The organism is Mycobacterium sp. (assembly GCF_040509115.1).
Classification (GTDB): domain Bacteria; phylum Actinomycetota; class Actinomycetes; order Mycobacteriales; family Mycobacteriaceae; genus Mycobacterium.
Map to the genome: position 1 here is coordinate 1 of NZ_JBEVLO010000441.1, position 10,242 is coordinate 10,242.

11 protein-coding genes and 3 tRNA genes are annotated in these 10,242 nt (G+C 67.1%); 9 read left to right on the forward strand and 5 right to left on the reverse strand.

All coding sequences use genetic code 11. The features are described from left to right. Positions 1 to 113: 113 nt before the first annotated feature. Together ABW137_RS30405 and ABW137_RS30410 are read right to left on the reverse strand one after the other, a co-directional pair. Positions 114 to 186 (reverse strand) — tRNA-Arg (locus tag ABW137_RS30405). Between the two features lie 34 nt (positions 187 to 220). Continuing rightward, positions 221 to 312, reverse strand: a tRNA-Ser gene (locus tag ABW137_RS30410). A 129-nt stretch (positions 313 to 441) separates the two neighbouring features. Here ABW137_RS30410 and ABW137_RS30415 point away from each other — a divergent pair. From ABW137_RS30415 to ABW137_RS30430, 4 genes are read left to right on the forward strand one after another with little or no spacing between them, the layout of a single operon-like run. Then, positions 442 to 1,533: a pyridoxal phosphate-dependent aminotransferase gene (locus ABW137_RS30415; protein WP_526405719.1), complete on the forward strand. Its 1,092-nt coding sequence runs from the start codon at positions 442 to 444 to the stop codon at positions 1,531 to 1,533. After that, positions 1,530 to 2,003, forward strand: coding sequence for a DUF4334 domain-containing protein (locus ABW137_RS30420; protein WP_526405721.1), 474 nt, complete (start codon positions 1,530 to 1,532; stop codon positions 2,001 to 2,003). The genes ABW137_RS30415 and ABW137_RS30420 overlap by 4 nt, the downstream gene beginning before the upstream one ends. A 40-nt stretch (positions 2,004 to 2,043) precedes the next feature. Further along, on the forward strand, positions 2,044 to 2,484 hold the full coding sequence (locus tag ABW137_RS30425; protein WP_526405723.1) for a hypothetical protein: 441 nt from the start codon (positions 2,044 to 2,046) through the stop codon (positions 2,482 to 2,484). A gap of 43 nt (positions 2,485 to 2,527) precedes the next feature. Continuing rightward, a complete protein-coding gene (locus tag ABW137_RS30430; protein ID WP_526405725.1) occupies positions 2,528 to 3,352 on the forward strand; it encodes a crotonase/enoyl-CoA hydratase family protein in 825 nt (274 codons plus the stop codon). Between the two features lie 37 nt (positions 3,353 to 3,389). Here ABW137_RS30430 and ABW137_RS30435 read toward each other — a convergent pair. Together ABW137_RS30435 and ABW137_RS30440 are read right to left on the reverse strand one after the other, a co-directional pair. Next, positions 3,390 to 3,476: transfer RNA gene (locus ABW137_RS30435), tRNA-Ser, on the reverse strand. A gap of 50 nt (positions 3,477 to 3,526) precedes the next feature. After that, positions 3,527 to 4,039 carry a MarR family winged helix-turn-helix transcriptional regulator gene (locus ABW137_RS30440; protein ID WP_526405726.1) on the reverse strand — a complete coding sequence of 171 codons (513 nt, stop codon included), beginning with the start codon at positions 4,037 to 4,039 and terminating at the stop codon, positions 3,527 to 3,529. Positions 4,040 to 4,084: 45 nt separating this feature from the next. Between ABW137_RS30440 and ABW137_RS30445 the strand changes: the two genes are divergently transcribed. Beyond that, positions 4,085 to 5,068: an NAD(P)H-quinone oxidoreductase gene (locus tag ABW137_RS30445; RefSeq protein WP_526405728.1), complete on the forward strand. Its 984-nt coding sequence runs from the start codon at positions 4,085 to 4,087 to the stop codon at positions 5,066 to 5,068. A gap of 8 nt (positions 5,069 to 5,076) precedes the next feature. On the opposite strand, the gene ABW137_RS30450 is transcribed toward ABW137_RS30445, so the two are convergent. Next, positions 5,077 to 6,273 (reverse strand): cysteine desulfurase-like protein, encoded by a 1,197-nt coding sequence (locus ABW137_RS30450; RefSeq protein WP_526405730.1) that lies wholly within the window; start codon positions 6,271 to 6,273, stop codon positions 5,077 to 5,079. Between the two features lie 109 nt (positions 6,274 to 6,382). On the opposite strand from ABW137_RS30450, the gene ABW137_RS30455 reads away from it, so the two are divergent. The 4 genes from ABW137_RS30455 to ABW137_RS30470 form a co-directional block, all read left to right on the forward strand. Beyond that, positions 6,383 to 8,329, forward strand: a complete 1,947-nt coding sequence (locus ABW137_RS30455; protein ID WP_526405732.1) for a DUF6541 family protein — start codon at positions 6,383 to 6,385, stop codon at positions 8,327 to 8,329. Positions 8,330 to 8,352: 23 nt separating this feature from the next. Then, positions 8,353 to 8,880 (forward strand): proteasome activator, encoded by a 528-nt coding sequence (locus tag ABW137_RS30460; RefSeq protein ID WP_526405734.1) that lies wholly within the window; start codon positions 8,353 to 8,355, stop codon positions 8,878 to 8,880. 2 nt (positions 8,881 to 8,882) lie between these two features. Continuing rightward, complete coding sequence (gene wzt, locus ABW137_RS30465; protein ID WP_526405736.1) at positions 8,883 to 9,692, forward strand: galactan export ABC transporter ATP-binding subunit Wzt/RfbE; 810 nt, start codon at positions 8,883 to 8,885, stop codon at positions 9,690 to 9,692. After that, positions 9,685 to 10,242 (forward strand): glycosyltransferase (locus ABW137_RS30470; protein ID WP_526405738.1); only part of this gene is annotated, 558 nt, incomplete at its 3' end. The genes wzt and ABW137_RS30470, both read left to right, overlap by 8 nt.

Below are 10,242 nucleotides of genomic sequence, written 5' to 3' on the forward strand. Positions count from 1 at the left end.
CGGGATCGCTCCGCAAGCCGTTCGTCGTTCGTTCGGATGCCGATCCCATCCCGTCACGTGGACATCGCGGGGCGGGTCGCTGCCATCCTTCAGATCACTTCGCTGGATGTCTGTGCGCCCGAAGGGATTCGAACCCCTAACCTTCTGATCCGTAGTCAGATGCTCTATCCGTTGAGCTACGGGCGCGTGCTATTCACTTGTTCGGCTGGCGAACCAGCCGTGGCGGAGGCGAGAGGATTTGAACCTCCGGTCCGCTTTAAGACGGACAACTCATTAGCAGTGAGTCCCATTCGGCCGCTCTGGCACGCCTCCTGACCGCTCCATAGAGTACCGGACTCGCATCAAGACCCCAGAACCGCCGAGGGAGAAGCGTACACAGCCAGGCGACCGGAAGGCAAAGCGCGCCTCGGGACGTCTGCACCGCACCCCTAGACTGTTCGCGTGACCGCCCGCCTTCGCCCCGAACTGGCAGATCTGCCGGCCTACACGCCCGGCAAGACGGTGCCGGGCGCCATCAAGATCGCAAGCAACGAGACCGTGGACGGTCCCCTGCCCAGCGTGCGCGCCGCGATCGCGAAAGCCACCGACTCGATCAACCGCTACCCCGACAACGGCTACCTCGAACTGAGGGATCGGCTGGCCAAGTACCTCGACGACGGCGCCTTCGCCCCCGAACAGATCTCGGTGGGCAGCGGTTCGGTGAGCCTGTGCCAGCAGCTCGTCCAGATCACCTCCACCGTCGGCGACGAGGTGCTGTTCGGCTGGCGCAGTTTCGAGATCTACCCGCTGCAGGTCCGCACCGCAGGCGCGACGCCGGTGCAGGTACCCCTCACCGACCACACGTACGACCTCGACGCGATGCTGGCCGCGATCACCGATCGCACCCGGCTGATCTTCGTCTGCAACCCGAACAATCCGACGTCGACCGTCGTCGACCCCGACGCGCTCGCGCAGTTCGTCGCGGCGGTGCCGTCGAACATCCTGATCGCGATCGACGAGGCGTACGTCGAGTACATCCGCGACGGCATGCTGCCCGACAGCTTCGGCCTGGTCCGCGAGCACCGCAATGTCGTTGTGCTGCGCACCTTCTCGAAGGCCTATGGTCTCGCGGGCCTGCGGATCGGCTACGCCGTCGCCGATCCGGACATCATCACCGCCCTCGGCAAGGTCTACGTGCCGTTCACTGCGACCAGCGTCTCGCAAGCCGCTGCGATCGCCTCGATCGACGCCGCCGACGAGCTGATGGCCCGCACCGACGCCGTCGTCCTCGAACGGGTCCGCGTCACGGCTGCCCTGCTCGACGCCGGGTTCACCGTGCCACCCTCGCAAGCGAACTTCGTGTGGCTCCCGCTGGCCGAACGCACGGACGCATTCGTCAACAGCGCCGCGGACAACCGTCTGCTGGTGCGCCCCTACGGGCAGGACGGCGTCCGGGTCACCGTCGCCGCGCCCCACGAAAACGACGCCTTCCTCGAGTTCGCCGCCCGTTGGAACGCCCCCGGCGGAGCAGGCAACCGAACAGAAGCATCATGACCGACGCCCGAAAGACGTTCGCGGCGTTGACCGAACGCACCGACCAGATTCCCGACGCCGAACTCGACGCACTGTGGGAGACGCTGCGGCCCGCCACCGTCGAGTTCATGATCGGCGAATGGAAGGGCGGCGAGTTCGCAACCGGCCACCGCGCCAACGGCTTCATGGAGAAGCTGAACTGGTTCGGCAAGACGTTCAACTCGGCGGCCGACGCCAAGCCCCTAGTGTGTCTGGACGCCGACGGCAACAGGTTCTCCAACACCGAGGCCATGAAGGGCGAAGCCAGTCTGTGGCTGGAGGAGTTCCGCGGTGAGGTGACGGCGACGATGGTGTACGACGGCACGCCGGTCCACGACCACTTCAAGGTGGTCGACGACGATACCGTGCTTGGCATCATGAACGGCAAGGGCACACTCGACACCCGCTCGGGATCACCGCGGCACCTGTACTTCTATCTGGAAAGGGTCTAGGTCCCCGTCGTGCGGCCCACTTGGGCCTAGGGTTGCCCAGATGAGGACGCGCGTTCTGGTCGTCGGCGTCGCATTCGCCGCAGCGGGAATGATCACCGCCTGCGAGAGGACCACGCCCGGGACGGTGGCCATGACCACCGAGCCGGGGTTCTCGATCAGCACGACGTCCAGGCCGACCACGTCATCACCGCGGTCGACGACACCGCGCTCCACGACACCGAACTCGACGACACCGCGCTCCACGACACCGCGCACGCCGGGCAGCGGCCCTCGGTCGGACGCCCTGAGCATGGCCTGCCAGGAGTACGTGGACCTCGATCCCGCCGAGCAGGAGTCCGTCATCGACGAGATCATCAACCAGTCCGACTCGGTGTTCGACCCCAGCCAGCGGGACATCGCCAAGATCTTCGTCGACGGGACCTGCACGTTCCTGCCGGAGGCGGTCGTCAGCGAGCTACTGCTCGGCGGTCCACCTCCATAGGCCACCGGCAACCTTCCCAGCGCCGCCCCGTAGCCTCCACTTCATGGGTGATGCATACGAATCCATGACCGTCGACGTCGACGGCCACGTGGCGCGGGTGACGCTGACCGGTCCCGGCAAGGGCAACGCAATGGGGCCTGCCTTCTGGGCCGAACTGCCCGAGGTCTTCCAGTCACTGGACGCCGATCCCGACGTCCGCGCGATCGTCCTCACCGGGTCGGGCAGGAACTTCAGCTACGGCCTCGACCTGACTGCGATGGGCGGCACCCTGGCCCCCGTGCTGGCCGAGGGCGCGATGGCACGGCCTCGGACCGAGTTCCACACCAAGCTCAAGGCGATGCAGCGCGCCATCACGGCAGTCGCCGACTGCCGCACACCCGTCGTCGCATCGGTGGCCGGCTGGTGCATTGGCGGCGGCGTCGACCTGATCTCGGCCGTCGACATCCGGTACGCCAGCGCCGACGCCAAGTTCTCGGTGCGCGAGGTCAAGCTCGCGATGGTCGCCGACGTCGGCAGCCTGGCGCGGTTGCCGCTGATCTTGTCCGAGGGACACCTTCGTGAACTGGCGTTGACGGGCAAGGACATCGACGCCGAGCGCGCCGAGAAGATCGGTCTGGTCAACGACGTCTTCGCCGACGCCGACGCGTCGCTCGCCGCAGCGCACGCGACCGCCAGCGAGATCGCCGCCAACCCACCGCTGGTGGTGCAGGGCATCAAGGACGTGCTGGACGAGCAGACCAGCGCGCGGGTGACGTCGAGCCTGCGTTACGTGGCCGCCTGGAACACCGCGTTTCTGCCGTCGAAGGATCTCGGCGAGGGCATCGCCGCGATGTTCGCGAAGCGGCCACCGGAGTTCAAGGGCGAGTAGGGATCTACCCCGCCGCACGGTCGCCGCAGGAAGAGAGCGGTGGCGGAGGGATTTGAACCCCCGGACGGTGTTAGCCGTCTCTCGCTTTCAAGGCGAGTGCATTAGGCCGCTCTGCCACGCCACCGCGGAACATCCTACGGGCCGGCCCTCAGCGCACGCGCGAAGAGCGACGGTTTAGACCCGGCCCAACGTCGCGGGCATGTCCTCGGACCTCATCGCGATGCTGATCCGCCGACAGTTGTCGCCGAGCGCCGCGGTCTGCGCTCGCGACAACCGGCGCAGGAAGTGATTCCGCACACCGCTGCCGTACGTCACCATGGCCAGGTGCAACACCTCCCTGCCCTCGTCGGTGATCGTCGCCAGCACGCCACGACCGTCCTCCGGCGACGAACAACGGCTCACCAGCCCCAACTGCTCGAGCCGGTGGATCTGCCGAGTCACTCTGCTGGGCAACGACATCAACATCTCGGCAAGATCGCCCATCCGAGCCGATCCGGTGCCCGAGTTGTCGAGCGCATCGAGTAGTCGAACATCGTTCAGAGTCAGATGGTGAGCGTCCACCAGCTCGCGGTTCACCGTGGCATACAGACGCAACGACGCGTCCAGAAAGTGTTGCCACGCATGTTGTTCTGCAATGTCTAGGCCAGGCATCGTGCTCGCCATCCGTCCCCCCGCCATCCCCTCCATTGCGCCATAGTAGGACCGAGATCGGCGGGTAGTAGCGTTATCGACATGCGTGCGATCGTCGCCGAAAGTGCGACTGAACTGGTCTGGCGAGAAGTACCCGACGTCACTGCACTAGCGGGTGAAGTGGTCGTCGACGTGGTTGCCGCCGGGATCAATCGGGCGGACCTGCTGCAGGCCTCCGGCAACTACCCACCACCGCCAGGTGCCAGCACGACGATCGGGCTCGAAGTCTCGGGCCACGTGTCCGCCCTCGGCGAAGGCGTCACCTCGTGGTCGGTCGGCGACCCCGTGTGCGCGCTGCTCGCCGGCGGTGGCTACGCCGAACGCGTCGCGGTCCCCGCCGGTCAGCTGATGCCGATCCCCGACGGCGTCTCCCTTCATCACGCGGCCGGGCTTCCCGAGGTCGCCTGCACGGTGTGGTCGAACCTCGGCATGACCGCGCACCTGTCAGCGGGACAGACCGTGCTCTTCCACGGCGGTGCCAGCGGTATCGGGACCCACGGCATCCAGGTGGCCCACGCCATGGGATGCCGCGTCGCGGTCACCGCAGGATCCGCCGAGAAGCTCGAAGTGTGTCGCACCCTCGGTGCCGACGTCACCATCAACTACCGCGACGAGGACTTCGTCGAGCGGATCCGGGCCGAAACCGACGGCCGGGGCGCCGACGTGATCCTCGACCTCATGGGCGCCTCGTACCTGGATCGCAACGTCGACGCGCTTGCCCCCGACGGGCGACTCATCGTCATCGGCTTCCAGGGCGGCGTCAAGGCTGAGCTCGATCTCACCAAGCTGATGGCCAAGCGCGCCGGGGTCATCTCGACGGCGCTTCGGTCGCGACCGGTCGACGGTCCGACGGGCAAAGCCGCCATCGTAAGCGACGTGGTCGCCAACGTGTGGCCGATGATCGCCGACGGTCGGGTCAGTCCCATCATCGGCGCGGAGCTGCCCATCGAGGAGGCCACCGAGGCCCATCGGCTCCTCAAGGACAGCGAGGTGCACGGAAAAGTGCTTCTGCGCGTGCGCGATTGACGCGCTGATTAGCCCAGCGAGGCCAGTGCCCGGACCAGCTGGTCCACCTCGGCCATCGTCGTGTAGTGCGCAAGCCCCACCGTGACCGCGCCGCCGATGTCGTTGACGCCGATGACGTCGAGCACCCTGGACGTGGTGTTGTGGACCGCGAGCACGCCGTTGTCCGCGAGGCGCTGCACCACCCGCTCGGCGGGCACGCCGTCCACCGCGAAGCTGAGCACCGGGATACGCTCCTCGGGCTGGCCGATCACCATGACCAGCGGCAGCGAACGCAGCGACATCAACAGGTACTCGAACAGCCGGTCCATGTACGCGGCCGCCGATTGCATTGAAACGGTGAGCCTTTCACGCCGGGTGCCCGACGCGGACTCGTCAAGCGAGGCCAGGTACTCGACGCTTGCCACGACACCCGCGAGCATCCCGAACTGATGCGTCCCCATCTCGAGGCGCTCGACCCCGACGGCCAGCGGGTCCAGTGACACCGCACCGAAGGTGTCGATCAACGAGGCGTCCCGGAACACCAGGGCGCCGATCGGCGGGCCTCCCCACGCGACGGCGTTCACCGCGAGGATGTCGGCTTCCGACTCGTCCATGTCGATCAGCCGGTAGGGCGCGGCAGCCGAATGGTCGACGACGACCGTCCCGCCGTTCTCGTGCAGGAGCTTCGTCACCGGCCGCAGATCGTTGACGGCACCGATCGACGACGACGCCGACGTCATGGCCACCAATTTCGTGGGCTTGTCGATCAACGACTCCCACTGCCAGGCGGGCAACTCGCCGGTTTCGATGTCGACCTCGGCCCACTTGACCTTGGCGCCATACCGATTCGCCGCCCGCAGCCACGGCGCGATGTTCGCTTCGTCGTCCAGCCGGGTGACCACCAGTTCGTGACCGAGCCCCACGCGTGACGACGAGGCCTCGGCAAGTGACGTCAGCAGGATCGCGCGGTCGGCGCCCAGCACCACTCCGCGCGGGTCGGCACCGACGAAGTCCCCGATGGCCTGGCGAGCCGCCTGCAGAACCGCGGCGCTACGCGTGGCGGCCGGATGTGGGCCCCGACCCGTGGTCATCGAGCCACGGAATGCCGTGGACACGGTCGTCGCTACGGAGTCCGGTAGCAACATCCCGTTCTGGGCGTCGAAATGCACCCAGCCGTCGCCCAAGGACGGATGCAAACCACGCACCCGGGCGACGTCGTATGCCATTCCAGCCACCTTCGAGCGTCCATGAGTACAGCGAACCGAACTGGTTTCGGGTGCCCGTCCGTGCCAACGCCCTGCAGGACCAAGTCACCTGGATGGTCATACTAGTGCAGTGAGCTTGGCGTCCGGGGTGCTAGTGGCGCTGTTGGTACTCATCGTTCCCGGAGCAATCATCGCTCGCGTCGGTCAGCTACCCGGCCCGATCGCCGTCGCCGTCGCACCCGCGCTGACCTACGGCACCGTCGCCCTGGCCATCCTGCCGCTCGGCGCGGTCGGGATCCATTGGAACGGCTGGACCGCACTACTGGCGCTAATCGTGGTAATCATCCTCGTCGTAGCCACACAGGTGGTGTTCGGCCACCGCCGCGGAGGGTCGGGCGACGGACAGCCGATTACCTGGGGGCCCGCGCTGGTGGTCGCTGCAGGCGTGCTGCTCGGCGCCGCGTTGATCACCTTTGCAGCAATTCGCGGACTTCCGCATTGGCAATCGATTCCGAGCACCTGGGACTCGGTCTGGCACGCCAACACCGTGAGATTCATCGTCGAAACGGGTCAGGCCTCGCCGACCCACATGGGCGAGCTACGCAACGTCGAAACCCAGGACGCGCTGTACTACCCATCCACCTTCCATGCCCTCGCCGCGATCCAGTGTCACCTCACCGGCATCGCCGCCACCACCGCGTACACGTTGAACTCGGTGGGCGTCGCCGTCTGGCTCTTCCCGGTGAGCGCCGCCGCCCTGACATGGCACCTGCTCCGCGGTCGGGACATCGGTCAGTGGCAGGCCGCAGGGGCCGCGGCTGCGGCGGCCGCGCTCTCGGCGTCGTTCACCGCGATTCCCTACGTCGAGTTCGACACCGCCTCCATGCCCAACCTGGCGGCCTACGGACTCGCCGTCCCGACGATGTTGCTCATCGTCTCCTCACTGCGGCACCGCGACCGCATTCCGCTGGCCGTCGTCGCACTGCTCGGTGTGTTCTCGGTGCACATCACCGGCGGCGTGGTGACGGTGCTGTTCGTGGTGGCGTGGTGGCTCTTCGAGGGACTCTGGCATCCCGTCCGCGGCAGGCTCGCCGACTTCGTGGGCCTGGCGGTGGTCGCCGTCCCCACCGTCCTTTTGCTGCTACCGCAGTTCGTCGGCGTCCTGCAGCAGGCCGAGATCATCGAGGGCCACCAGTTCGACACCCACGAAGGCAAGCGAAAGGCCCTGTTCGACGCCGTCGTCCAGCACACCCGCCACCTCAACGACTACCCGATCCAAAACGCCCTGATCGCACTCGCCGCGATCGGCTTCGTGGTCCTGCTGGTCCGACGGATCTGGTGGCCGGCCGCGGTCTGGCTGCTGCTGGTCTATTCGATCATCCACGCGTCCGCGCCCTTCGGAGGGCCGATCGGCACGGTCACCGCGAAGTTCACCGACCTCTTCTACAGCGACCCGCGACGGTTGTCGGCGGTGGTGACCATGCTGCTGGCCCCGATGGCGGGCATCGCACTGTTCACCCTGACCTCGGCCGCGGTCAGAGGCCTGCGGCGACTGGCGCCCCGGCTGCCCGCGCGCGTCGGCTACGCCGCGACGGCGATCGTGATGATCGCCGTGTCCATCGGCATGGCCTGGCACTACTTCCCCAGACACCGCTTCCTGATCGGCGAGAAGTACGACTCGGTCATGGTCGACGACAAGGACCTGCAGGCGTTCGCCTACCTGGCGACGCTGCCCGGCGCCCACGACACCCTGATCGGCAACGCGAACATCGACGGCACGGCGTGGATGTACGCCGTCGCAGGCCTGCATCCCCTTTGGACGCACTATGACTTTCCGCAACAGCAGGGGCCGGGGCCCAACCGCTTCATCATCTGGGCGTACGCCGACGACGCCGACACCGATCCACGGGTCGCCGAGGCGGTCCACGCGCTCAACATCCGCTACATCATCACCAGCAAGCCGGTGGTGCGGGGGTTCGTGATGCCCGACGGACTAGTCTCGCTAAGCGAGTCGAAGTCGTGGAAGCAGATCTACGACAACGGCGAGGACCACATCTATGAGTGGCAGGGCAAGTAAGACGTTCAGGGAGTACGGAGAGCATGACGAGTAGCGCCGACGACGGAAACGTCGAGAACATCGAGATCATCGGTGACCTGTCCACGGCGGGTGACGACGCCGACGGCAAGTCGCTGACCGACCTCGTCGAGCAGCCCGCAAAGGTCATGAGGATCGGCACCATGATCAAGCAGCTCCTCGAGGAGGTCCGCGCGGCACCGCTCGACGACGCCAGCCGGGGCAGGCTGCGCGAGATCCACGCCCGCAGCGTCCGCGAGCTCGAGGAAGGGCTCGCCCCCGAGCTGCGCGAGGAACTCGAACGCCTCGCACTGCCCTTCGGCGAGGACAGCCTGCCATCGGACGCCGAGCTCCGCATCGCGCAGGCCCAGCTGGTCGGCTGGCTGGAAGGCCTCTTCCACGGCATCCAGACGGCGCTGTTCGCCCAGCAGATGGCGGCCCGCGCGCAACTGGAGCAGATGCGTCAGGGCGCACTGCCGCCCGGCATCTCGGGCGCACCGGGACAACGCGGTGCTTCGGGCCCGGGGAGCTCGGGGACCGGGCAGTACCTCTAGCTGTGGGCGACCCGCACATCGCGACCCAGAACGCCTGGGTGGAGTTCCCGATCTTCGACGCCAAGTCGCGGTCGCTGAAGAAGGCCTTCCTCGGCAAGGCGGGCGGCACCATCGGCCGCAACGAATCCAACGTCGTCGTCATCGAAGCTCTTCGCGACATCACCATGTCCCTCGAGATGGGTGACCGCGTCGGGCTCGTCGGCCACAACGGGGCAGGCAAGTCGACGCTGCTGCGGCTGCTGTCCGGCATCTACGAGCCGACCCGAGGATCGGCGACCGTCCACGGCCGCGTCGCACCGGTCTTCGACCTCGGCGTCGGCATGGATCCGGAGATCTCGGGATTCGAGAACATCATCATCCGGGGCATGTTCCTTGGGCAGACGCGCAAGCAGATGGCCGCCAAGGTCGACGAGATCGCCGACTTCACCGAGCTCGGCGACTACCTGTCGATGCCGCTGCGTACCTATTCGACGGGTATGCGGGTGCGTCTGGCCATGGGCGTGGTGACGAGCATCGACCCCGAGATCCTGCTGCTCGACGAGGGCATCGGCGCCGTCGACGCCGACTTCCTCAAGAAGGCCCGCACGCGCCTGCAAGACCTGGTCGCCAGGTCCGGAATCCTGGTATTCGCCAGCCACTCAAACGAATTCCTGGCCCGGCTCTGCAAGACGGCCATGTGGATCGACCACGGCACCATCAAGATGACCGGCGGCATCGAGGACGTGGTTCGTGCGTACGAGGGCGACGACGCCGCCCATCACGTGCGCGAGGTCCTCGAGGAGAACGCCCGCGAGTCCACCGGTCATGAGTGAGCCCCACGGGCTGGTGTGCGCCATCGTGGTCACCCATCGCCGCGTTGCGGAGCTGACCAAGTCCCTTGACGCCGTGGTCGGACAGACCCGCGCACCCGACCACCTGATCGTGGTCGACAACGACGCCGACGAACGCGTCCGGGAACTCGTTGCCGGACAACCCATCCCGACCACCTACCTGGGATCTCGGCGCAACCTCGGCGGGGCCGGCGGCTTCGCCCTCGGCATGCTGCACGCGCTCGCGCTCGGCGCGGACTGGGTGTGGCTGGCCGACGACGACGGCAGGCCCGCGGACTCCGGCGTGCTCGACACTCTGTTGGATTGCGCGACAAGGCATTCGCTCGCGGAGGTCTCACCCATGGTGTGCGACCTCGCCGACCCGGACCGCTTGGCGTTTCCCTTGCGCCGCGGCCTGGCGTGGCGGCGGCTGGTGTCCGAGCTGCGGGTGGACGGTTCCGGCGGCCGGCGCGGACGCGGGGAGCGCAATGATCTGCTGCCCGGCATCGCGTCACTGTTCAACGGTGCACTCTTTCGAGCCGCCACGCTGGAA

Bases quoted from the DNA above. Each gene is read 5' to 3' on its own strand.
- ABW137_RS30420 (WP_526405721.1), top strand. From the start codon at position 1,530: ATGACCGACGCCCGAAAGACGTTCGCGGCGTTGACCGAACGCACCGAC.
- ABW137_RS30425 (WP_526405723.1), top strand. From the start codon at position 2,044: ATGAGGACGCGCGTTCTGGTCGTCGGCGTCGCATTCGCCGCAGCGGGA.
- ABW137_RS30430 (WP_526405725.1), top strand. From the start codon at position 2,528: ATGGGTGATGCATACGAATCCATGACCGTCGACGTCGACGGCCACGTG.
- ABW137_RS30440 (WP_526405726.1), bottom strand. From the start codon at position 4,039: ATGGAGGGGATGGCGGGGGGACGGATGGCGAGCACGATGCCTGGCCTA.
- ABW137_RS30445 (WP_526405728.1), top strand. From the start codon at position 4,085: ATGCGTGCGATCGTCGCCGAAAGTGCGACTGAACTGGTCTGGCGAGAA.
- ABW137_RS30450 (WP_526405730.1), bottom strand. From the start codon at position 6,273: ATGGCATACGACGTCGCCCGGGTGCGTGGTTTGCATCCGTCCTTGGGC.
- ABW137_RS30460 (WP_526405734.1), top strand. From the start codon at position 8,353: ATGACGAGTAGCGCCGACGACGGAAACGTCGAGAACATCGAGATCATC.